Below are 21927 nucleotides of genomic sequence, written 5' to 3' on the forward strand. Positions count from 1 at the left end.
TCACTGGCGGAGCCGGCTTCATCGGTTCGGCCCTGGTTCGCCACTTGCTGACAAACACCCAGCATGAGGTGCTCAACCTCGACAAACTGACCTACGCCGGCAACCTCGAGTCGCTGGCCGCGGTCGCGGACAATCCGCGCTACCAGTTCCTCCAGGCGGATATCGCCGACAGCCAGGTTGTCGGCGCAGCGCTGGCGCGCTTCCAGCCCGACGCGGTGATGCACCTGGCCGCCGAGTCCCATGTCGATCGGTCCATCGACGGTCCCGCGGCCTTCATTCAGACCAACATCGTCGGTACCTACAGCCTGCTGGAAAGCGTGCGCGCCTATTGGCTGGGGCTGGACGCCGAACGCAAGACGGCCTTCCGCTTCCATCACATTTCCACCGACGAGGTGTATGGCGACCTGCACGGGGCGGACGACCTGTTCACCGAAACCACGCCGTATGCCCCCAGTTCGCCGTATTCGGCGAGCAAGGCGGCGTCCGACCATCTGGTCCGCGCCTGGCACCGCACCTACGGTCTGCCCGTGCTGCTGACCAATTGCTCGAACAACTACGGCCCTTATCACTTCCCCGAGAAACTCATCCCGCTGATGATCCTCAACGCCCTGGAAGGCAAGCCCCTGCCGGTGTATGGCGACGGCCAGCAGGTGCGCGACTGGCTGTTCGTCGAGGACCACGCCCGGGCGCTGCTGGAAGTGGTCAGCCGCGGCACGGTGGGCGAGACCTACAACATCGGCGGGCATAACGAGCAGAAGAACCTCGATGTGGTTCGGGCCATCTGCGCCCTGCTGGAAGAGCTGGCGCCGCACAAGCCCGCCGGCGTGGCCCGCTTCGAAGACCTGATCACCTACGTCAAGGACCGCCCGGGCCACGACCTGCGCTATGCCATCGACGCCAGCAAGATCGAGCGTGAACTGGGCTGGGTGCCGCAGGAAACCTTCGAGACCGGGCTGCGCAAGACGGTCCAGTGGTACCTGGATAACCTCCCGTGGTGCCAGCGCGTGCAGGACGGCAGCTATCAACGTGAACGCCTGGGAGCAGCAGTATGAAAGGGATAGTCCTCGCGGGCGGTTCCGGCACCCGCCTCCACCCCATCACCCTGGGGGTGTCCAAGCAACTCCTGCCGATCTATGACAAGCCGATGATCTATTACCCGATCTCGGTGCTGATGCTCGCCGGCATCCGCGAAATCCTGATCATCTCCACCCCCCAGGACCTGCCGCAGTACCGCAACCTGCTGGGCGATGGCAGTCAGTTCGGCGTGCACTTCAGCTATGCCGAACAACCGTCGCCGGATGGCCTGGCCCAGGCGTTCCTGATCGGCGAGGCGTTCATCGGCAACGACCCGGTATGCCTGATCCTGGGGGACAACATCTTCCACGGCCAGCACTTCACCGAGAAGCTCAAGCGCGCCGCGCAATCGCCCAGTGGCGCCACCGTCTTCGGCTATTGGGTGAGAGATCCCGAGCGCTTTGGCGTGGTGGAATTCGATGAGGCGGGTCGCGCCGTTTCCATCGAGGAGAAGCCGGCTCAGCCGAAGTCGAGCTATGCCGTCACCGGCCTGTACTTCTACGACAACGATGTGATCCGCATCGCCAAGGCGGTGACGCCTTCTCCGCGTGGCGAGCTGGAAATCACCGACGTCAACAACGCCTATCTGCGCCGCGGTGATCTGCGCGTCGAGCGCTTCGGTCGCGGCTTCGCCTGGCTGGACACCGGCACCCACGACAGCCTTCTGGATGCCTCCCAGTATGTGCAGACCATCGAGCACCGTCAGGGCTTGAAAGTGGCCTGCCTGGAGGAGATCGCCTACCAGAACGGCTGGATCGACAAGACGCAATTGCTGACCCGGGCCAAGGCATTCGGCAAGACCGGTTATGGCCAATACCTGTTCGACATCGCCGGAGAAGGTGCGTGAACGCGATTCCAACCGCTATCCCTGACGTCCTCATTCTCGAACCTCGCGTATTCGGCGACGAGCGCGGCTTCTTCTACGAAAGCTTCAACGCCCGCACCTTCGCCGAGGCGACCGGCGTCGAACGCCACTTCGTCCAGGACAACCACTCGCGCTCCCAGCGCGGCGTCCTGCGCGGGCTTCACTACCAGCTGCAGCAAGCCCAGGGGAAACTGGTGCGGGTCGTCGCGGGCGAAGTGTTCGACGTCGCGGTGGACCTCCGCCGCAACTCGCCCACCTTCGGGCGCTGGGTCGGCGTACACCTCTCCGCCGAAAACAAACGCCAGCTCTGGGTCCCCGAGGGTTTCGCGCACGGCTTCGTGGTCCTCAGCGATTACGCCGAGTTCCTCTACAAGACCACCGACTACTACGCCCCCGAGCATGAGCGCTGCATTCGCTGGGACGATCCCGATCTCGCCATCGACTGGCCGCTGGCCGAGGCGCCGCAGCTGTCCGCCAAGGACCAGGCCGGGGTCAACTTCAAGGACGCGGACCTGTTCGCATGAAGATTCTCATCACCGGCAATAGCGGCCAGGTGGCGCGGGAACTCCAGCTCGCCCTCGCCGGCAAGGCCGCGGTCGTGTCCCTGGGGCGCGACCGGCTCGATCTCGCCCATCCCGAGCAGATCCGCCAGCAGGTCCGTGCCCTGGCCCCCGACCTGCTGATCAACGCCGCCGCCTACACCGCGGTGGACCAGGCCGAGACCGATGCGGACGCCGCCGTCGCGATCAATGCCACGGCCCCCGGCGTACTCGCTGAAGAGGCCGCCGCCCTCGGTATTCCGCTGTTCCACTACTCCACCGACTACGTCTTTGACGGTGCCAAGCACGGCCGCTACGTCGAGGACGACCCGACCCAGCCGCTGGGCGTCTACGGCACCAGCAAACTGGCCGGCGAACAGGCGATCCAGGCCGTTGGTGGGCAGTACCTGATCCTCCGTACCAGCTGGGTTTATTCGCTGCACGGGCGCAACTTCCTGCTCACCATGCAGCGTCTGCTGCAGGAGCGCGAAGAGCTGCGCGTGGTGGATGACCAGGTAGGCGCGCCGACCTGGGCGGGCAGCATCGCCCAGGCCACGGCGCAGTTGATCGATCAGTGGCAGGCGGGCAACCGCCATTGGGGCGTCTATCACCTGACCAACCGGGGCGAAACCTCCTGGTTCGGCTTTGCCAGTGCCATCGCTGACCAGTTGAAAGCCGCCGGCAAGCCCTGTGCTCGCCTGGTGCCGATTCCGTCCAGCGAGTACCCGACGCCGGCCCGGCGCCCGCTGAATTCGCGGCTGGATGGCCGCAAGCTGGCGAACGACTGGCAGGTCAGTCTGCCCGATTGGCGTACTGCCCTGGCCGAGTGCCTGCGCCAGCCGCGCTGACCCTCGGGGAGGCGCTCGCACCTCCCCGTGGTTTCCACCTCTCGTATCAGCCGCGCCACCGTTCCCGGACGTCGATGCCATAATGCGCCTCATCGACCGGCGCACAGTGATCGCATGACTGCCACCCCCATTCCCCACCGCCCACGCTGGCGCAGCCTGGTGCTCTTGGCGCTGCTGCTGGCGCCGCTGCTCTGGCCGCTGCAGCATTTCAGCGAGCGCTACTACAGCGAGTCCCTGGCTGAGCAGAATCGCCAGACCCTCGATCTGTACGTCGCCAATCTGCTCGGCACCCTGCACCGCTACGAGGTGCTGCCGCCCATCCTGGCCGACCTGCCACCGTTGCGGGACCTGCTTGCCGCGCCCGATAGCGACACCCTGCAGGCTGAAGCCAATCGCGTGCTGGCTGAAGTTCGCCAGCACACAGGGGCCGATGTGATCTACCTGATGAGCCCCGCCGGCCTCACCCTGAGTTCTTCCAACTGGGATCAGGCAGACAGTTTCGTCGGACGCAGCTTTCCTTTCCGCCCTTACTTCCGCGAAGCCCTCGCAGGCAAGCAGGGCCGCTTCTTCGGCCTCGGCACCACCTCGCGCAAACGTGGTTACTTCTTCGCCAGCCCGGTGCGCGACGGCGCACAGATCATCGGAATACTCGTGGTGAAGGTGGATCTGGACGACGCGGAAACCCTCTGGGGCAAGACCCCGGAGCAGCTCATGGTGACTGACGCCAATGGCGTGGTGATCATCTCGTCGCGCAGCGATTGGCGCTTCCATGCCACCCGCCCGCTGGATAACGCCGAACGCTCGGCGATAGTCGCCAACCAGCCCTACCCGACCCAAGCGCCGCCACCGTTGAAACTGGACGACGGCGACTGGCTCACCCAGAGTCGCGAGCTCCGCGAAACCGGCTTGACCGCCAGCATCCTGGCCCCGCGCCAGTTGGTGGACCGCCAGGTGACCACGACGGTCGCCATTGGTGGCGCTGCGCTGCTGACCCTGCTGCTGCTGCTCGGCCTGATGATGCAGCGCCGCCGTCACTACCTGGATCGCATCGCCCTCGACGCCAAGGCCCGCCGCGAGCTGGAAATGCGCGTGCTGGAACGCACCCAGGACCTCGAGGCGCTGAACAGCCGGTTGAAAGACGAGGTGCTGGAGCGCGAGCAGGCGCAGCAGGAGCTGGTCAGCGCCCAGGACGAACTGGTGCAGGCGACCAAACTGTCCGCCCTGGGCACCATGTCGGCGAGCATCAGCCACGAGCTGAACCAACCCTTGGCGGCGATCCGCAGCTATGCCGACAACGCCGGGGTACTGCTGGACCACCAGCGCCTCGACGATGCTCGCGGCAACCTGCGCCAGATCAGCGACCTGACCGGCCGCATGGCGTCGATCATCGCCCACCTGCGGGCATTCGCCCGTCGCGATCGTCACGCACCGGAAAGCGTCGCGCTGCAGCCGGCTCTCGACGATGCCCTGGCCCTCGTCGCGCAACGCCGCCGGGCCATGGACGTGGAACTGATCCGCGACCTGCCGGACGCTCCGCTCTGGGTCCAGGCCGGTGAAACCCGCCTGCGCCAGGTACTCGGCAACCTGCTCGCCAATGCCCTCGATGCGCTCAAGGAAAAACCCCATCCGCGCCGTATCTGGCTGAGCGCCGAAACCACTGCCGACGGTGTGGAGCTGCACCTGCGCGACAACGGCCCCGGCTTTACCGAAGAAGCCCTGCGTCATGCGCGCGAGCCCTTCTTCACCACCAAGACCAGCGCCCAGGGCCTTGGCCTGGGCCTCGCCATCTGCGATAGCCTGATGCGCGCCCTTGGCGGCGAGTTGCTGTTCGCCAACCACCCTGACGGTGGTGCCCTGCTCACCCTGCGCATGCGCAACGCCGCGCCCGGCGTCATCCCACAGCCCCCTGAGGACCTCTCTGCATGACCAACGCCCTCGATGCCCGAACCCAGGTGCTGCTGATCGACGATGATCCGCACCTGCGCCAGGCCCTCAGCCAGACCCTCGACCTGGCGGGCCTCAAGGTGCAAGCCCTCGGCGATGCCCAGGGCGTGGCGGAGAAGATCGACAAGGACTGGCCGGGGGTGGTGGTCACCGATATCCGCATGCCCGGCATCGACGGCCTCGAATTGCTGAAGCAACTGCGCGAACGCGATCCTGATCTGCCGGTGTTGCTGATCACCGGCCACGGTGATGTTCCGCTGGCCGTCCAGGCCATGCGCGCGGGTGCCTATGACTTCCTGGAGAAACCCTTCCCCAGCGACCAGTTACTGGACAGCGTCCACCGCGCCCTGGACCTGCGCCGCCTGGTGTTGGAAAACCGCAGCCTGCGCATGGCCCTGTCCGATCGCCAGCAACTCAGCGGTCGCCTCGTAGGGCAGTCGTCCGCCATGCAACGGTTGCGCGAGCAGATCGGCGCCCTCGCCGCCACCAATGCCGACGTGCTCATCCTGGGTGAAACCGGAGCCGGGAAGGAGGTAGTAGCGCGCGCCCTGCACGATCTGTCGGCGCGACGCGACGGGCCCTTCGTCGCCATCAATGCCGGCGCCCTGGCCGAATCGGTGGTGGAGAGCGAGCTGTTCGGCCACGAGCAAGGCGCGTTCACCGGCGCGCAGAAGCGCCGGATCGGCAAGTTCGAGTTCGCCAATGGCGGCACGGTGTTCCTCGATGAGATCGAAAGCATGAGCCTGGACGTCCAGGTCAAGCTGCTGCGCCTGCTGCAGGAACGCGTCGTGGAGCGCCTCGGCGCCAACCAACTGATCCCGCTGGATATCCGCGTGATCGCAGCGACCAAGGAGGACCTGCGCCACGCCGCCGACCAGGGCCGGTTCCGCGCCGACCTCTATTACCGCCTGAACGTCGCCAGCCTGCGCATTCCGCCCCTGCGCGAACGCGGCGAGGACGCCCTGGCGCTGTTCCAGAATTTCGCCGACGCCGCCCGCAGTCGTCACGGCGCCGCTCCGCGCAGCCTCGATAGCAGCCAGCGCGCCTTGCTGCTGACCCACGGCTGGCCGGGCAACGTACGGGAGTTGCAGAACGCCGCAGAGCGCTTCGCCCTGGGCCTGGACCTGAACCTGGATAACGCGCCCGCCAACCTGCCGAAGGTGGAAGGCGGCCTGAGTGATCAGGTCGAGGCCTTCGAGCGCGCGCTGATCGCGGCCGAACTGACCCGTCCCCATGGCTCGCTGCGCAGTGTGGCCGAAGCGCTCGGCCTGCCGCGCAAGACGCTCTCGGACAAGTTGCGCAAACACAACCTCAGCTTCAGTGGCGGGAATCCCGCAGAAGAGCAGGACTGATCGGCAAGACTCCGCTCATCTGCTACTCACTTGGGCACGAAGGAGCCCGTAGCAGAGCGGTCGCCGCAGAGTGGCACAAGGCTTGCCCTCTGAACGGTAATCCCTGCGCTGCGCAGGGTCAGGAGGGTGGCCCAGACAGGGTCTGACCTCTCCCCAAGCCGGCCACAAGCCAGCCATGGGGCTATCCTCTCGACGCCACGGGCCAAGCCCGGTGGCACCCCACCCAGCTACCCGCCGGGTGTTCGAAGCCCGGCCCAGTGCCGGGCTTCTTCATTAATAAGGCTCATGGACGCTCGAGTACGAAGCGATCAAGATCCACCGGCTGGCCGGGCACGACGCCCAACCTTTCCCGCAGGTCGGCATAGGCCTTTTCGAAGTCGGCGCGCAATTCAGGCATCGCGGCAAGCCCGGGACGGAAGCCGTATTTGCGCAATCGCAACCCCGCGCTGTGAAGGAAGTTGTAGGCGACGTCGCCGTGCAAGGAAAAGCGCTCGTGCACCGGTTTTCCAGCGATCTGCCCATGCAGTTCGAAGTTGACGAACGGGTCTCTTCCACGTTTTTCGATGTCGTATTCCAGCGCCAAATCAAAGGCCGGAATTCGTCCGACGGAAGCTCGACTGATGGCAATTTGTCCTACTTTGAACATGTTTCCTCCTCTCGAAATTTCCACCCTTTCCCAGTCCAAAAATCCCTCCTTATAGCGAAATGTCCCTACAAAAATATGTAATTTCCTACAAGGAATATGGGGCATTTCTGAAGCAATCCACTTCGTGCAAGTTGCAACTTGAAGGCTCGGGAAAACCGGCTAGTTTGTATTAGGCGTTGCCCGGGATGGCATGCCGAACCCTCTAAATTGCTCGTTCTGGGCAGCGACCTGCAGTAACTCCCTCCCATCTACGACAGTAAGGAAATTGTCCGCATGACTCATTAGCTAGCTATTGATCTGGATCAGAACGCGGTTAACAGGCCAAGCGCTCAATAAGCACAGTTCCTACTCCGGATGGAGGTGCAAGATGTCTGAATCGTCCGACAAACTTAAACTAGGCGCCCTAGTCGCGCTGGTTGTCGGTTCAATGGTGGGCGGGGGTATTTTCTCGTTACCGCAGAACATGGCGGCCAGTGCCGATGTCGGCGCCATTCTTATCGGCTGGGGCATTACCGCGGTGGGCATGCTCACCCTGGCATTCGTCTTCCAGACCCTGGCCAATCGCAAGCCGAACCTCGACGGCGGGGTGTATGCCTACGCCAAAGCCGGATTCGGCGACTACATGGGCTTTTCCTCGGCCTGGGGATACTGGATCAGTGCCTGGCTGGGCAACGTCGGCTACTTCGTGCTGCTGTTCAGCACCCTCGGCTACTTTTTCCCGATCTTCGGCGAAGGCAACACGCTAGCGGCCATCATCGGTGCCTCCATCGTCCTCTGGGCCGTGCACTTCCTGGTGCTGCGCGGAATCAAGGAAGCAGCCTTCATCAACATGGTGACCACCGTAGCCAAGGTGGTGCCGCTGTTCCTGTTCATCCTCATCTGCCTGTTCGCCTTCAAGCTGGACATCTTCACCGCTGACATCTGGGGTTCGAAGAACATCGAACTGGGCAGCGTGATGAACCAGGTGCGCAACATGATGCTGGTCACCGTCTGGGTGTTCATCGGCATCGAAGGTGCGAGCATCTTCTCCGCACGGGCCGAAAAGCGCAGCGACGTCGGCAAGGCCACGGTGCTGGGCTTCATCATCGTTCTGCTGCTCCTGGTACTGGTTAACGTGCTGTCCCTCGGCATCATGACTCAGCCGGAACTGGCCAAACTGCAGAACCCGTCCATGGCGGCGGTGCTCGAGCACGTGGTCGGTCACTGGGGCGCCGTGCTGATCAGCGTCGGTCTGGTCATCTCCCTGGTCGGTGCCCTGCTTTCCTGGGTACTGCTCTGCGCCGAGATTCTCTTCGCCGCAGCCAAGGACCACACCATGCCGGCCTTCATCCGCAAGGAGAACGCCAACCAGGTCCCGGCCAACGCCCTGTGGCTGACCAACGCCATGGTGCAGGTGTTCCTGATCATCACGCTGTTCAGCGCCAGCACCTACCTGTCGCTGATCTACCTGGCGACTTCCATGATCCTGGTGCCCTACCTGTGGTCGGCTGCCTACGCGGTGCTGCTGCCCCTGCGTGGCGAGACCTACGAGCAGGATGCCAAGGACCGCGGCAAGGACCTGGTCATCGGCGTCATTGCCCTGATCTACGCCGTCTGGCTGCTGTATGCCGGTGGCGTGAAGTACCTGCTGCTCTCCGCCCTGCTCTATGCACCGGGCGTGATCCTCTTTGCCAAGGCCAAACGGGAAGTTGGCCAACCGGTATTCACCAATGTCGAGAAGCTGATCTTCGCCGCCGTGGTAATCGGCGCGGTCGTGGCCGCCTACGGGCTCTACGACGGCTTCCTGACCCTGTAACTCGTAAGGAGACCTGCCATGTCCAAAGTAAAACTCGGCGTTCATTCGGAAGCCGGCAAGCTGCATAAGGTAATGGTCTGCTCGCCGGGGCTCGCGCATATGCGTCTGACCCCCAACAACTGCGACGAGCTGCTTTTCGATGACGTGATCTGGGTAAACCAGGCCAAGCGCGACCACTTCGACTTCGTCACCAAGATGCGTGAGCGCGGTATCGATGTACTGGAAATGCACAACCTGCTCACCGACATCGTGCAGAACAAGGAAGCCCTGAAGTGGATCCTTGATCGCAAACTCACCAACGACCAGGTCGGTGTGGGTCTGGTCAATGAAGTGCGCTCCTGGATCGAAGGCCTGGAACCGCGCAAGATTGCCGAGTTCCTCATCGGCGGCGTCGCCGGCTCCGACCTGCCGGAAAGCGAAGGCGTCAGCGCGATCAAGATGTATCGCGACTACCTGGGCCACTCCAGTTTCATCCTCCCGCCGCTGCCCAACACCCAGTTCACCCGTGACACCACCTGCTGGATCTACGGCGGCGTGACCCTCAACCCGATGTACTGGCCGGCCCGTCGCCAGGAAACCCTGCTGACCTCCGCCATCTACAAGTTCCACCCGACCTTCACCGAGGCCGAGTTCGAGGTCTGGTACGGCGACCCTGACAAGGATCATGCGGCGTCCACCCTCGAGGGCGGCGACGTGATGCCTATCGGCAACGGCGTGGTACTGATCGGCATGGGCGAGCGGACTTCCCGCCAGGCCATCGGCCAGTTGGCCCAGGCGCTGTTCAGCAAGGGCGCGGCGCAGAAAATCGTCGTCGCCGGCCTGCCCAAGTCCCGTGCCGCCATGCACCTGGACACCGTGTTCACCTTCTGCGACCGCGACCTGGTCACCGTCTTCCCGGAAGTGGTCAAGGAAATCGTGCCCTTCGTCCTGCGCCCGGATGAAAGCCGCCCGTACGGCATCGACATCCGCCGCGAAGACAAGGACTTCATCTCCGTGGTCGCCGAGTCCCTCAACCTGAAGAAACTGCGCGTGGTGCAAACCGGCGGCGACGCCTTCGAAGCCGAGCGCGAGCAGTGGGACGACGGCAACAACGTGGTCTGCCTGGAGCCCGGCGTGGTGGTCGGCTACGACCGCAACACCTACACCAACACCCTGCTGCGCAAGGCCGGTGTCGAAGTCGTCACCATCAGCGCCAGCGAACTGGGTCGCGGCCGTGGCGGCGGCCACTGCATGACCTGCCCGATCCTGCGCGACCCTATCGACTACTGAGTTTCTGCCCCTGGCGGCTCCCAACCCGGAGCCGCCCGCCCCGCCAGCCAAAAGCTGTTCTGACGGAGCCTGGTTTCAAGTTACCCACAAGGAGAAAGAATCATGGCTTTCAACATGCACAACCGTAACCTGCTCAGCCTCATGCACCACAGCACCCGCGAGCTGCGTTACCTGCTTGATCTGTCCCGCGACCTGAAGCGCGCCAAGTACACCGGTACCGAGCAACAGCACCTCAAGGGCAACAACATCGCGCTGATCTTCGAGAAGACCTCGACCCGCACCCGTTGCGCCTTCGAAGTGGCCGCCTATGACCAGGGCGCCAACGTCACCTACATCGACCCGAATTCCTCGCAGATCGGCCACAAGGAGAGCATGAAGGACACCGCTCGCGTGCTTGGCCGCATGTACGACGCCATCGAGTACCGTGGCTTCAAGCAGGAAATCGTCGAAGAACTCGCCAAATACGCCGGCGTACCGGTGTTCAACGGCCTGACCGACGAATACCACCCGACCCAGATGCTGGCGGACGTGCTGACCATGCGTGAGCACAGCGACAAGCCGCTGCACGAAATCAGCTATGCCTACCTGGGCGATGCCCGCAACAACATGGGCAACTCCCTGCTACTGATTGGCGCCAAGCTCGGCATGGACGTGCGCATCGCCGCACCCAAGGAGCTCTGGCCGACCGACGAGCACGTCGCCGCCTGCAAGAAATTCGCTGAAGAAAGCGGTGCACGCATCACCATCACTGACGATCCGAAGGAAGCGGTCAAGGGCGTTGACTTCATCCACACCGACGTCTGGGTTTCCATGGGCGAGCCGGTGGAAGCCTGGGGCGAACGCATCCAGGAACTGCTGCCCTACCAGGTCAACATGGACATGATGAAGGCGGCCGGCAATCCGCGCGTGAAGTTCATGCACTGCCTGCCTGCGTTCCACAACAGCGAAACCAAGGTCGGCAAGGATATCGCCGCGAAGTACCCGAACCTGAAGAACGGTATTGAAGTCACCGAAGACGTCTTCGAGTCGCCGTACAACATCGCCTTCGAGCAAGCGGAGAACCGCATGCACACCATCAAGGCGATCCTCGTTTCGACCCTCGCCGACATGTAAGTCCCGATACGCCCCGGACCGCGACGCGTTCGCCGGTCCGGGACGCATTTTCACTCTCTGGAGGAAATCAATATGCGTATCGTCGTCGCATTGGGTGGCAACGCCCTGCTGCGTCGTGGCGAACCCATGACTGCCGACAACCAGCGCGCCAACGTGAAGATCGCCGCCGAGCAGATCGCCAAGGTCGCGCCGGGCAACGAACTGGTGATCGCCCACGGCAATGGCCCGCAGGTTGGCCTGCTGGCCCTGCAGGGCGCTTCTTACGACAAGGTCGCGCCGTACCCGCTGGACGTCCTCGGTGCCGAAACCGAGGGCATGATCGGCTACATGATCGAACAGGAAATGGGCAACCTGCTGCCGTTCGAAGTGCCGTTCGCCACCATCCTCACCCAGGTCGAAGTCGACGCTAAAGACCCGGCCTTCCAGAACCCGACCAAGCCGATTGGACCGGTATACGCCAAGGAAGAGGCCGAAGCCCTGGCCAAGGAAAAAGGCTGGAGCATCGCCCCCGACGGCGACAAGTTCCGCCGTGTGGTCGCCAGCCCGCGTCCGAAGCGCATCTTCGAAATTCGCCCGGTCAAATGGCTGCTGGAGAAAGGCACCATCGTCATCTGCGCAGGCGGTGGCGGTATCCCGACCATGTACGACGAGTCGGGCAAGAAGCTCTCCGGCGTCGAAGCGGTAATCGACAAGGACCTCTGCTCCTCGCTGCTGGCCCAGGAACTCAATGCCGATGTGCTGATCATCGCCACTGACGTGGACGCGGCCTATATCGACTGGGGCAAACCCACTCAGAAAGCCATCGCCCAGGCCCACCCGGACGAACTGGAACGCCTCGGCTTCGCCGCTGGCTCCATGGGTCCGAAAGTCCAGGCCGCCATGGAGTTCGCCCGCCTCACTGGCAAGGACGCGGTGATCGGCTCCCTGGAAAACATCGTGGCGATCACCGAAGGCAAGTCCGGTACCCGCGTCAGCACCAAGAAGGCCGGCATCGAGTACCGTTGATCGCGAGGCACCTCCCCTGTGGGGGCGAATTCATTCGCAAAGGGCAGCGCAGCTGCCCTCGGATATCCCGAAAAGCAGACCTGCGGTCTGCTCAGCGATTGAAATCGCCCCCACAAGGTTGCTTCCCGCCCCCGTCGCACAGCCCCCAATCTCCCGCCGAATGACCAAAGGAGTGACTTGATAGTCACACCCCGCGTCAGGTAGACATCCCGTTCATTCGAGCTGCCACCTGGCTCATGCCACCTGGCCCGTGACGCTTGACCCCGCAAATTGCCGCCCCGACACGCGGCGCCCCGTGGGCAAGCCATCCCGCCGGCATGAGATGGTCTTTTTGAGGAGTTTCCGAGAGATGTCCCGACTTCCAGTGATTGTGGGTTTTGGCGGCTATAACGCGGCTGGGCGAAGCTCGTTCCACCACGGCTTCCGCCGCATCGTGATCGAGACCCTGGACGCCCAGGCCCGCCAGGAAACCCTGGCCGGCCTCGCCGTGATGACGAAGCTGGTATCGGTGACCGATGGCCAGTACCACGATGCCGACGGCAAGGTCCTGACCCTGGCGGAGATCGAAGCCCGCTACGCCGCCGAGATCCTCGAAGCGACCCTGGTTCGCCGCATCGGCAAGCAGCACCTGGATGTAGACGCCGCTCACTGGCACAAGAACCTCAGCGTTGCGGCCACCGATGGCGAGGCCCTCAGCTTCATCACCTCGCGCAAGCAACTCCCCGAGCCGCTGCCGGCCAATTGGGAAGTGGAAACCCTGGACAACGGTGAAGTGCGCGTGACCCTGAAGGGCACCTCCGACTTCAAGGTGGACAGCTACCGCGAACTGCCGGTGAAGTCCGCCGGCCAACTGCCCACCGGTTTCGAGCCGGGTGAGCTGTACAACTCCCGCTTCCACCCGCGCGGCCTGCAGATGTCGGTGGTCGCGGCGACCGACGCCATCCGTTCCATCGGCCTGCCGTGGAAGGACATCGTCGACCGCGTGCAGCCCGACGAAATCGCCGTGTTCTCCGGCAGCATCATGAGCCAGCTGGACGAGTTCGGATTCGGCGGCATGATGCAGTCGCGCCTCAAGGGCACCCGCGTCACCGCCAAGCAGTGTCCGCTTGGCCTGAACACCATGCCCGCCGACTTCATCAACGCCTACGTGCTGGGCAGCGTCGGCACCACCGGCAGCGTCACCGGCGCCTGCGCCACCTTCCTCTACAACCTGCAGAAGGGCATCGAGCTCATCACCTCCGGCCACGCCCGTGTGGCCCTGATCGGCAACGCCGAGGCGCCCATCAACCAGGAATGCATCGACGGCTACGGCGCCATGGGCGCCCTGGCTACCGAGGAGGGCCTGCGCCAGGTCGGTGGCCGCGAGGACGTCGACTTCCAACGTGCCAGCCGCCCCTTCGGTGAAAACTGCGGCTTCACCCTGGCCGAGTCCAGCCAGTACGTGGTGCTGATGGACGACGCACTGGCCCTGGAACTGGGCGCCGATATCCATGGTGCAGTGACCGATGTGTTCATCAACGCCGACGGCTTCAAGAAATCCATCTCTGCTCCCGGCCCGGGCAACTACCTGACCCTGGCCAAGGCCGTGGCCGCCGCCTCCCAGCTGATCGGTCCGGATGGCGTGCGCGAGCGCAGCTTCGTCCATGCCCACGGCTCCAGCACCCCGGCCAACCGCGTCACCGAGTCCGAGCTGCTGGACCGCGTTGCCGGTGCGTTCGGCATCGAAGGATGGCCTGTTGCGGCGGTCAAGGCCTACGTCGGCCACTCCCTGGCCACCGCCAGCGGCGACCAGGTGATCGCCGCCCTGGGCACCTTCAAGTACGGCATCCTGCCGGGCATCAAGACCATTGACCGCGTGGCCGACGACGTCCATCGCCAGCACCTGTCCATCGAGACCCGTGATCGGGTCCTGGGCGATCGCCACATGGACGTCTGCTTCATCAACTCCAAGGGCTTTGGCGGCAACAACGCCACTGGCGTCGTCATTTCCCCGCGCCTGGCCGAGAAGATGCTGAAGAAGCGCCATGGAGAAGCGGCCTTCTCCGCCTACAACGCCAAGCGCGAGCAGACCCGCGCCAACGCCGAGGAATACGATCGCCGCGCGCGCCTGGGCGAGCTGGACATCATCTACAACTTCGGCAACGACCTGATCGACGAGCAACAGATCGAACTGAGCCCTGAAGGTATCCAGGTTCCCGGCTTCGCCCAGACCCTGCGTTACAAGAAGGACGAGCGTTTCGCCGATATGCTCGACTGAGGCGTTTGCCCTTGTGGGAGCGATTTCAATCGCGAAGGACCGCGCAGCGGTCCCCTAATCGCGAATAAATTCGCTCCCACAGGAAATGCCCGCCACAAAAAAGGGCCCCTCGGGGCCCTTTTTCATATTCGGTGTGCTCAGTCCAGCGCGCGCGCCAGCTGAATCAGCTCAGCCCGCCATTCGGCGGCAACCGGCAGCGCCAGGAACGAAGGGTTGAGGAAATTCTCGCGAGCCTCATAGGTAAGGGGTTCGCCGGCGAGATTCAGCACCTCGCCACCCGCACCTTCGAGCACGCCCTGGGCGGCGGCGGTGTCCCACTGCGAAGTGGGCGCGAGACGCGGATAGCAGTCCGCCGACCCTTCGGCGAGCAGGCAGAACTTCAGCGAGCTGCCGATACTGGCCAGCTGCAGATCGCCGAAGCGTTCGCACAGCCCTGCCAGCAGGCGCTCCTGCGCCGGGCTCGAATGGCGCTTGCTGGCCACCACAGTGAACGCTTCGTCTGGTGCGATGCGTACTGCGATTTCGTCGGCCTCGTACTCTTCATCCTCACTCCAGGCGCCAAGGCCAGCGCCGCCGTAGTAGCAGCGTCCGGTCACCGGCATGCCGACCACACCGAAGACCACCCGGCCACCTTCTATCAGCGCCACGTTGACGGTGAACTCATCACTGCCGGAGATGAACTCCTTGGTGCCATCCAGCGGGTCCACCAGCCACCAGCGCTGCCACTTGGCACGCTCGGCGAGAGGAATGTTGGCCGCCTCTTCTGAAAGCACCGGAATGCTCGCATCCAGTGCCGCCAGCCCCGCATCCAGGACTTTGTGAGCGGCGAGATCGGCTGCTGTCACGGGCGAAGCGTCGTCCTTCTCGGTAACGTCCAGGTCACCCCCCCAGAAAGGCAGGATGGCATCGCCAGCCTGGCGCACCAGTTCGATCACGGCGGGAAGCAAGGGATGGTTCAAGGTTGGTACTCCCCACGTTGGGTCAGGATGTCTCTGGTCAGGTATAGCGCAGCCAGGGCGCGACCCTCGCTGAATTGCTGGTGCTGGGCGAGGCTGGAAAGCTCGCGCAGGCTGATGCGGTCGACCCGCAGCGGTTCCGGCTCATCGCCGGGCAGGCTTTCCTCATAGAGGTCGCGGGCCAGGACCACCTGGATCTTCTGGCTCATGTAGCCGGGGGACAGGGACAACTCAGTGAGGTGCTCCAGCTTGCGCGCACCGAATCCGGCTTCTTCCTTGAGCTCCCGGTTGGCGGCGGCGAGCACTTCCTCGCCCGGTTCGATCAGCCCCTTGGGCAGGGACAGCTGGTAATCGTCGGTGCCAGCGCAGTACTCCTCCACCAGCAGCACGTGTTCGGCATCGGCCATGGCCACCACCATCACGGCACCGTAACCGGAGCCCTTGCCCACCAGGCGTTCGTAGGTGCGCTCGACGCCATTGGCGAAACGCAACTGCAATTCCTCGACACGGAACAGGCGGCTGCTGGCGACTATCTCGCGAGCGAGCACCGTGGGCTTCTGGCGCATAACGGACTCCTTGGCATGACCGGCGGGTTATCATACTCCGCCTTTGCCGAATGTCCCCGCCGGAGATTGCGTGCCCGCGACGGCCAGCGACGCAAGGACGACAGCCACCCGCAACCACCGATACCGCCCATGCCGCAATTGCCCTGGAATGCAATCGACACCGTCCTCCTCGACATGGACGGCACCCTGCTCGATCTGCACTTCGACAACCACTTCTGGATGGAGTACCTGCCGCAACGCTATGCCGAGCATCACGGCATCAGCCGCGCGCTGGCCGACGCCGAGCTGCTGCCGCTGTTCCGCGACAACGCCGGACAGCTGAACTGGTACTGCACGGACTTCTGGAGTCGCGAGCTGCGCCTGTCGATCCGCGACCTCAAGCGCGAGGTCGCGCACCTGATCGCCCTGCGGCCGGATGCCGACTTCTTCCTCGCTGCCTTGCGCCGCTCAGGCAAGCGTGTGGCGCTGATCACCAACGCCCACCGCGATTCGCTGTCGCTGAAGATGGAGCGCGTCGAGCTGGCGCCCTGGTTCGACCGCCTGATCAGCTCCCACGATTACGGTTTCCCCAAGGAAGACCAGCAGTTCTGGCACGCCCTGCAGCAGGATTTCGGCTTCGACGCGGCGCGCAGCCTGTTCGTCGACGACAGCCTGCCGATCCTGCGCAGCGCGCGGCAGTACGGCATCGCCCAGTTGCTGGCGGTGCGCGAGCCGGACAGCCGCAAGGGTCCGAAGGACACCGAAGAGTTCGCCGCAGTGGAGAACTACCGGACGCTCGTGGAAGGCCTCTGACAGGCCTTCAGTAGCCCGAAACCACTCCAGACGCGCGCAGCAGATCGCTATTCAGGGATGCGCAGCACCTGCCCAGGATAAATCTTGTCCGGGTGCGAGAGCATCGGCTTGTTGGCCTCGAAGATCTTGTTGTAGGCATTGGCGTTGCCGTACTCGGCCTTGGCAATGGCGCTCAGGGTGTCGCCCTTCTTCACCGTGACGAAACGTGCCGGAGCCACGGCAGGCGCGCTGACGCTGATCTGGTCTTCAACCTTGGCCACACCCTCGACATTGCCCAGGGCCAGGAGGATCTTCTCTTTCTCTTCCTGGGTGGCCACTTCGCCACGGGCGATCACCTTGTCACCTTCCACCGTCAGCTCGATGGCAGGATTGCCCAAGCCCACCTTGGCCACGTGTTCCTTCAGCGCATCAGCAGCCTGCGCCTCCTGGCCCACCAGCGTTTCCCACAGCTTCACACCCGCTTCTTTGACAAAGTCGAAGATGCCCATGACAAATCCTCTCGTTCCACAGGGATGGCGCACCCGGCGCCTGGGAGGTGCAAGTCTAGACGTCCGTTCCAGCTCGACCGCCCGATGGCGACGACAGGCTAGAATTCCGCTGCACATCAAGGAGCCGGCATGGACATCAAGCAACTGAAGTTCCTCATCGCGCTGGAGGAAACCCGCCATTTCGGCCAGGCCGCCGCGCGCTGCCACGTCACTCAGCCGACGCTGTCCATGCGCCTGCGCAGCCTGGAAGAGGAGCTCGGCCTGGAACTGGTGATCCGTGGTCAGCGCTTCGAAGGGTTCACTGATGCCGGCCAGCGTGTGCTGGCCTGGGCGCGCACCCTGCTCGCGGCCCATGACGGTCTCTACGCCGAAGCGGCGGCCTGTCGCGGCCAACTGGTCGGGACCTTGCGCCTCGGGGTGGTGCCGCTGGCCGGCTTCGACCCGATGCGCCTGGTCGAAGCCTTCTCGGCACCGCACCCGAGCCTGCGCTTCCAGCTGTTTTCGATGAGTTCCGAGCAGATTCTCGAAGGCCTGGCGCGCAATCAGCTGGACCTTGGCCTGTCCTATCTCGACCGCCTGGATCGCGAGCACTTCGAGAGCCTGGAACTGGCACAGGCCCGCATGGGCCTTCTGCACGATCGCCGGCATTTCAGCTTCGACACCTCGGCCCTGCCCTGGGAAAGCCTGGTGGACCTGCCCCTGGGCCTGCTCTCGGGCGGCATGCACTTCCGCCAATCCATCGACCATGGCTTCCGCAGCCGGGGCCTGTCGCCCCAGCCGAGGCTGGAAACCGATGCCGTCCATCAGTTGCTGCAGGCCGTGAGTGCCGGACTGTGCTGCGCCATCATGCCGCTGGACAGCGGCCTCGACGATTTCACCGAGCACCTGACACTGATCCCCATAGAGGACGCCCGCACCCTGGCCCCACTGGGCCTGATCCTGCGGCGGGGCGCCCCGCGCTCGGCCCTGGCGGATGCCTGTTTCTCCGAAGCGCGGGCCTTGCTGGAGCTCGATTCGCCCAGCCGATAGACGCGCTCGATCAATGAATCGGGAATAGCGATTAGACGCCCGTACCAGGCGGGCCTAGGATGGCTGAGTCAATCCGTCGCAGGGGGCAGAACCATGCCGAACCCAGACGCCAAGCGCCATCTCACCGCTGTGGATAACCCGCCCGAACCAACCGGCTACCAATATGCCGAGCTGGATGGTGAAGCGCGCGTGGAAGATGCCGCCCTGGCCGAAGAGTGCGCCCTGGCGATTTCCTACAACGGCATCAGTTATGCCGTGATGATGGTTTCCCCCAGTGCCCTGGAAGACTTCGTCGCGGGTTTCAGCCTGAGCAGCGCCGTAGTCCAGTCAATCGACGATATCTATGACATCCAGCTCGAAGGCGAGGGCATCGCCTTGCACGCGGAAGTGGATATCGGCAATCGCGCCTTCTGGTCGCTCAAGGAACAGCGCCGCAATCTGGCCGGCACCACCGGCTGCGGACTCTGCGGCGTAGAAGCGCTGGAACAGGCGCTGCCGGAACTGCGCTCCCTGACGCCGGCTCCCTTGCCGCCTGCAGAGCACTTCATCGACCTGCGCCAGCGTATCAACGCCGCGCAGGAACTGGCCCGACGCAGCGGTGCACTGCACGCCGCGCTGTTCGTCGATGGCGATGGTGAGGTGCGCCTCTGCCGCGAAGACATCGGCCGCCACAACGCCCTCGACAAACTGATCGGCGCGCTGCTGCGCCAGGGGCTGGACCCTCGCTGCGGTTTTGCCGTGGTCACCAGCCGCTGCAGCCTGGAACTTATCCACAAGGCCGTGCGCGCGGGCCTGTCCACCTTGGTCAGCCTCTCCGCCCCCACCACCCTGACGGTGGAATGGGCACGCCGGCATCACCTCAACCTCATCCACCTGCCCCATCACAGCGCACCACGGGTCTACAGCCCGGCGCCGCAATCGAAAGCCGACATCGAATGAGCCTGCAACCCGTAAACCCCCGCTACAAGCCCTACAAAGGCGCCGCGGCTGGTTGGGGGGCGCTGAAAAGCGTCACCCGCTTCTGGCTGGACAGCAAACAGCCGTTCAAGAATCTCCGCGCCCTGCTCAAGACCAACCAGAACGGCGGCTTCGACTGCCCCGGATGCGCCTGGGGCGATTCCCCCGAGGACGGCCGCGTCAAGTTCTGCGAGAACGGCGCCAAGGCAGTCAACTGGGAAGCCACCAAGCGCCGGGTGGATGCCGCCTTCTTCGCCCGCTACAGCGTCAGCCAGCTGCGCGACCAGAGCGACTATTGGCTCGAATACCAGGGTCGCCTGACCCAGCCGATGCGCTACGACCGCCAGACCGACCATTACGTGCCGGTCAGCTGGGACCATGCCTTCGCCTTGGTGGCACGCCATCTGCGCAACCTGGAAAGCCCGCACCAGGCGGAGTTCTACACCTCCGGCCGCGCCAGCAACGAAGCGGCCTATCTGTATCAACTCTTCGTCCGCGCCTTCGGCACCAACAACTTCCCCGACTGCTCGAACATGTGTCACGAGGCCAGCGGCGTTGCGCTGATCCAGAGCGTCGGGGTCGGCAAGGGCAGCGTGACCTTCCACGACTTCGAACATGCCGACGCCATCTTCGTGTTCGGCCAGAACCCGGGCACCAACCATCCGCGCATGCTTGAGCCGCTTCGCGAAGCCGTGCAAAGGGGCGCGCAGGTGGTCTGCTTCAATCCGCTCAAGGAGCGCGGCCTGGAGCGATTCCAGCACCCGCAACATGCCCTGGAGATGCTCAGCAACGGCTCTCGGCCGCTCAACACCGCGTTCTTCCGCCCTGCGCTGGGCGGCGACATGGCGGCCATTCGCGGCATCGCCAAGTTCCTCCTGCAGTGGGAGCGCGAAGCCCAGGCGAACGGCGAAGCGCCAGTGTTCGACCACGCCTTCATCGCCGAACACACCCTCGGCGTCGACGCCTATTTGGCGGAAGTGGATGCCACGCCCTGGGCGCAGATCGAAGCGCAATCGGGCCTGACGCTGGAAGAGATCGAAATCTCCGCGCGCATCTACCGCAATTCCCGCAATGTGATCGTCTGCTGGGCGATGGGCATCACCCAGCACCGCCATTCGGTGCCGACCATCCAGGAACTCGTCAACCTGCAACTCCTGCGCGGTAACGTCGGCCGTCCCGGCGCGGGCCTGTGCCCGGTTCGCGGCCACAGCAACGTGCAGGGCGATCGCACCATGGGCATCAATGACCGGCCGCCCGCGGCGCTGCTCGACGCACTGGAAAAACGCTTCGGCTTCCAGGTCCCCCGGGACAACGGCCACAACACCGTGGAAGCGATCAACGCCATGCTCGAGGGTCATGGGAAGGTCTTCATCGGCCTCGGCGGCAACTTCGCCCAGGCGACGCCGGACAGCTCCCGCACCCATGCCGCGCTGCAGAACTGCGAACTGACCGTGCAGATCAGCACCAAGCTCAACCGCAGCCACCTGACCATTGGCCAGGAAGCGCTGATCCTGCCCTGCCTCGGCCGTACCGATATCGACCGCCAGCTGGACGTCCCGCAGGCCGTGACGGTGGAAGATTCCTTCAGCATGATCCATGCGTCCTACGGCCAGCTGGAGCCCTCTTCCCGCGAAATGCGTTCCGAGCCGGCCATCATTGCCGGCATCGCCAAGGCCACCTTGGGCGACCATCCGGTGGATTGGGACGCCCTGATCGCCAACTACGACCGCATCAGGGATCTGATCGCCGAGACCATTCCCGGCTTCGAGGACTTCAACCGCCGCGTGCAGAATCCCGGTGGTTTCTACCTGGGCAACAGCGCCAATGCCCGGCGCTGGACGACGCAGACCGGCCGCGCCAACTTCCAGTCGAATCCGCTACCGGCCGACCTGCTCCACGAGAAGGTTCGCAGCACCGGCAAAACGCCGCACCTGATCCTCCAGACCCTGCGCTCCCACGACCAGTACAACACCACCATCTACGGCCTGGACGACCGCTATCGTGGCGTGCGCGGCCAGCGCGATGTGGTCTTCGCCAACGAGGCCGACATTCGCCGGCTGGGCTTTGAGCCTGGGCAGAAGGTGGACATGGTCACGCTCTGGGACGACGGTGTGGAACGCCGCGTATCCGACTTCAGCCTGCTGGCCTTCGACATCCCGGCCGGACAGGCTGCCGCCTACTACCCGGAAACCAACCCATTGGTACCGCTGGAAAGTTACGGCGACGGCAGCTACACCCCCACCTCCAAGTTCGTGGCCATCCGCCTCGAAGCCTCCCGCGACAACAGCCGCATCCTCTGAGACTGCGGCTGCTCCTACCGAATGGCGCCAGTGCGCGCGCAAGAATTCACCGCAATCCGGGGTGCCGGATTGCGGTAAATATCAACTTGAAACTTAAGTAGGGTAAGTTTGCTTCTCGAACTTGAATAACAA

The 21927-nt window shown here is 64.1% G+C and carries 19 protein-coding genes; 15 read left to right on the plus strand and 4 right to left on the minus strand.

Translation table 11 applies throughout. From position 1 onward, the window contains the following. The 6 genes from rfbB to DM872_RS20755 all read left to right on the plus strand — a co-directional run. Positions 1-1052, plus strand: a 1052-nt coding sequence (gene rfbB, locus DM872_RS20730; RefSeq protein WP_179061225.1) for a dTDP-glucose 4,6-dehydratase, incomplete at its 5' end; no start/stop codon positions are given. Further along, positions 1049-1921: a glucose-1-phosphate thymidylyltransferase RfbA gene (gene rfbA, locus DM872_RS20735; RefSeq protein WP_179058984.1), complete on the plus strand. Its 873-nt coding sequence runs from the start codon at positions 1049-1051 to the stop codon at positions 1919-1921. The genes rfbB and rfbA, both read left to right, overlap by 4 nt. Beyond that, positions 1918-2463 (plus strand): dTDP-4-dehydrorhamnose 3,5-epimerase, encoded by a 546-nt coding sequence (rfbC, locus tag DM872_RS20740; protein ID WP_179058985.1) that lies wholly within the window; start codon positions 1918-1920, stop codon positions 2461-2463. The genes rfbA and rfbC overlap by 4 nt, the downstream gene beginning before the upstream one ends. After that, entirely contained in the window at positions 2460-3326 is an 867-nt protein-coding gene (rfbD, locus tag DM872_RS20745; RefSeq protein WP_179061229.1) for a dTDP-4-dehydrorhamnose reductase, read from the plus strand. Before rfbC ends, rfbD begins: the two co-directional genes overlap by 4 nt. 114 nt (positions 3327-3440) lie before the next feature. After that, on the plus strand, positions 3441-5252 hold the full coding sequence (locus tag DM872_RS20750) for a sensor histidine kinase (protein WP_179061230.1): 1812 nt from the start codon (positions 3441-3443) through the stop codon (positions 5250-5252). After that, the gene (locus tag DM872_RS20755) at positions 5249-6622 is read left to right on the plus strand and encodes a sigma-54-dependent transcriptional regulator (protein WP_179061231.1); all 1374 of its coding nucleotides are present in this window, start codon (positions 5249-5251) and stop codon (positions 6620-6622) included. Before DM872_RS20750 ends, DM872_RS20755 begins: the two co-directional genes overlap by 4 nt. Before the next feature lie 283 nt (positions 6623-6905). Here the strand turns inward: DM872_RS20755 and DM872_RS20760 are convergent, their stop codons facing one another. Next, positions 6906-7268 (minus strand): DUF5064 family protein, encoded by a 363-nt coding sequence (locus tag DM872_RS20760; protein WP_179061232.1) that lies wholly within the window; start codon positions 7266-7268, stop codon positions 6906-6908. Between the two features lie 367 nt (positions 7269-7635). On the opposite strand from DM872_RS20760, the gene arcD reads away from it, so the two are divergent. The 5 genes from arcD (at position 7636) to DM872_RS20785 (ending at position 14707) form a co-directional block, all read left to right on the plus strand. Then, positions 7636-9063 carry an arginine-ornithine antiporter gene (gene arcD / locus DM872_RS20765; protein ID WP_179061233.1) on the plus strand — a complete coding sequence of 476 codons (1428 nt, stop codon included), beginning with the start codon at positions 7636-7638 and terminating at the stop codon, positions 9061-9063. A gap of 18 nt (positions 9064-9081) precedes the next feature. Next, a complete protein-coding gene (gene arcA / locus DM872_RS20770) occupies positions 9082-10332 on the plus strand; it encodes an arginine deiminase (protein ID WP_077525667.1) in 1251 nt (416 codons plus the stop codon). A gap of 102 nt (positions 10333-10434) precedes the next feature. Further along, positions 10435-11445 carry an ornithine carbamoyltransferase gene (locus DM872_RS20775; RefSeq protein ID WP_179061234.1) on the plus strand — a complete coding sequence of 337 codons (1011 nt, stop codon included), beginning with the start codon at positions 10435-10437 and terminating at the stop codon, positions 11443-11445. A 72-nt stretch (positions 11446-11517) separates the two neighbouring features. Beyond that, positions 11518-12450 carry a carbamate kinase gene (gene arcC / locus DM872_RS20780; RefSeq protein WP_179061235.1) on the plus strand — a complete coding sequence of 311 codons (933 nt, stop codon included), beginning with the start codon at positions 11518-11520 and terminating at the stop codon, positions 12448-12450. Positions 12451-12799: 349 nt separating this feature from the next. Beyond that, positions 12800-14707, plus strand: a complete 1908-nt coding sequence (locus tag DM872_RS20785; RefSeq protein WP_179061236.1) for a beta-ketoacyl synthase — start codon at positions 12800-12802, stop codon at positions 14705-14707. Between the two features lie 137 nt (positions 14708-14844). Here the strand turns inward: DM872_RS20785 and cysQ are convergent, their stop codons facing one another. Together cysQ and nudE are read right to left on the minus strand one after the other, a co-directional pair. Next, positions 14845-15666: a 3'(2'),5'-bisphosphate nucleotidase CysQ gene (gene cysQ, locus DM872_RS20790; RefSeq protein ID WP_179061237.1), complete on the minus strand. Its 822-nt coding sequence runs from the start codon at positions 15664-15666 to the stop codon at positions 14845-14847. Next, positions 15663-16229, minus strand: a complete 567-nt coding sequence (gene nudE / locus DM872_RS20795; protein ID WP_120654057.1) for an ADP compounds hydrolase NudE — start codon at positions 16227-16229, stop codon at positions 15663-15665. Before nudE ends, cysQ begins: the two co-directional genes overlap by 4 nt. 129 nt (positions 16230-16358) lie before the next feature. Between nudE and yrfG the strand changes: the two genes are divergently transcribed. Further along, the gene (gene yrfG, locus DM872_RS20800; RefSeq protein WP_077525661.1) at positions 16359-17021 is read left to right on the plus strand and encodes a GMP/IMP nucleotidase; all 663 of its coding nucleotides are present in this window, start codon (positions 16359-16361) and stop codon (positions 17019-17021) included. A gap of 47 nt (positions 17022-17068) precedes the next feature. Here yrfG and lysM read toward each other — a convergent pair whose 3' ends face one another. Continuing rightward, positions 17069-17509 (minus strand): peptidoglycan-binding protein LysM, encoded by a 441-nt coding sequence (gene lysM / locus DM872_RS20805; RefSeq protein ID WP_179061238.1) that lies wholly within the window; start codon positions 17507-17509, stop codon positions 17069-17071. Between the two features lie 129 nt (positions 17510-17638). On the opposite strand from lysM, the gene DM872_RS20810 reads away from it, so the two are divergent. From DM872_RS20810 to DM872_RS20820, 3 genes are all read left to right on the plus strand, one after another. After that, positions 17639-18538: a LysR family transcriptional regulator gene (locus tag DM872_RS20810; protein ID WP_179061239.1), complete on the plus strand. Its 900-nt coding sequence runs from the start codon at positions 17639-17641 to the stop codon at positions 18536-18538. 93 nt (positions 18539-18631) lie between these two features. Further along, complete coding sequence (gene fdhD, locus DM872_RS20815) at positions 18632-19477, plus strand: formate dehydrogenase accessory sulfurtransferase FdhD (protein ID WP_179061240.1); 846 nt, start codon at positions 18632-18634, stop codon at positions 19475-19477. After that, positions 19474-21795, plus strand: a complete 2322-nt coding sequence (locus DM872_RS20820) for an FdhF/YdeP family oxidoreductase (protein WP_179061241.1) — start codon at positions 19474-19476, stop codon at positions 21793-21795. The genes fdhD and DM872_RS20820 overlap by 4 nt, the downstream gene beginning before the upstream one ends. The last annotated feature ends 132 nt before the right edge of the window (positions 21796-21927 follow it).

Origin of the sequence: Pseudomonas taiwanensis (genome assembly GCF_013393345.1) — a bacterium.
Classification (GTDB): domain Bacteria; phylum Pseudomonadota; class Gammaproteobacteria; order Pseudomonadales; family Pseudomonadaceae; genus Metapseudomonas; species Metapseudomonas resinovorans_C.

Excerpts from the sequence above, each read along its gene's own strand:
- rfbA (WP_179058984.1), top strand. The coding sequence starts at position 1,049 with ATGAAAGGGATAGTCCTCGCGGGCGGTTCCGGCACCCGCCTCCACCCC.
- rfbD (WP_179061229.1), top strand. The coding sequence starts at position 2,460 with ATGAAGATTCTCATCACCGGCAATAGCGGCCAGGTGGCGCGGGAACTC.
- DM872_RS20750 (WP_179061230.1), top strand. The coding sequence starts at position 3,441 with ATGACTGCCACCCCCATTCCCCACCGCCCACGCTGGCGCAGCCTGGTG.
- DM872_RS20755 (WP_179061231.1), top strand. The coding sequence starts at position 5,249 with ATGACCAACGCCCTCGATGCCCGAACCCAGGTGCTGCTGATCGACGAT.
- DM872_RS20760 (WP_179061232.1), bottom strand. The coding sequence starts at position 7,268 with ATGTTCAAAGTAGGACAAATTGCCATCAGTCGAGCTTCCGTCGGACGA.
- arcD (WP_179061233.1), top strand. The coding sequence starts at position 7,636 with ATGTCTGAATCGTCCGACAAACTTAAACTAGGCGCCCTAGTCGCGCTG.
- arcA (WP_077525667.1), top strand. The coding sequence starts at position 9,082 with ATGTCCAAAGTAAAACTCGGCGTTCATTCGGAAGCCGGCAAGCTGCAT.
- DM872_RS20775 (WP_179061234.1), top strand. The coding sequence starts at position 10,435 with ATGGCTTTCAACATGCACAACCGTAACCTGCTCAGCCTCATGCACCAC.
- arcC (WP_179061235.1), top strand. The coding sequence starts at position 11,518 with ATGCGTATCGTCGTCGCATTGGGTGGCAACGCCCTGCTGCGTCGTGGC.
- DM872_RS20785 (WP_179061236.1), top strand. The coding sequence starts at position 12,800 with ATGTCCCGACTTCCAGTGATTGTGGGTTTTGGCGGCTATAACGCGGCT.
- nudE (WP_120654057.1), bottom strand. The coding sequence starts at position 16,229 with ATGCGCCAGAAGCCCACGGTGCTCGCTCGCGAGATAGTCGCCAGCAGC.
- yrfG (WP_077525661.1), top strand. The coding sequence starts at position 16,359 with ATGCCGCAATTGCCCTGGAATGCAATCGACACCGTCCTCCTCGACATG.
- lysM (WP_179061238.1), bottom strand. The coding sequence starts at position 17,509 with ATGGGCATCTTCGACTTTGTCAAAGAAGCGGGTGTGAAGCTGTGGGAA.
- DM872_RS20810 (WP_179061239.1), top strand. The coding sequence starts at position 17,639 with ATGGACATCAAGCAACTGAAGTTCCTCATCGCGCTGGAGGAAACCCGC.
- fdhD (WP_179061240.1), top strand. The coding sequence starts at position 18,632 with ATGCCGAACCCAGACGCCAAGCGCCATCTCACCGCTGTGGATAACCCG.
- DM872_RS20820 (WP_179061241.1), top strand. The coding sequence starts at position 19,474 with ATGAGCCTGCAACCCGTAAACCCCCGCTACAAGCCCTACAAAGGCGCC.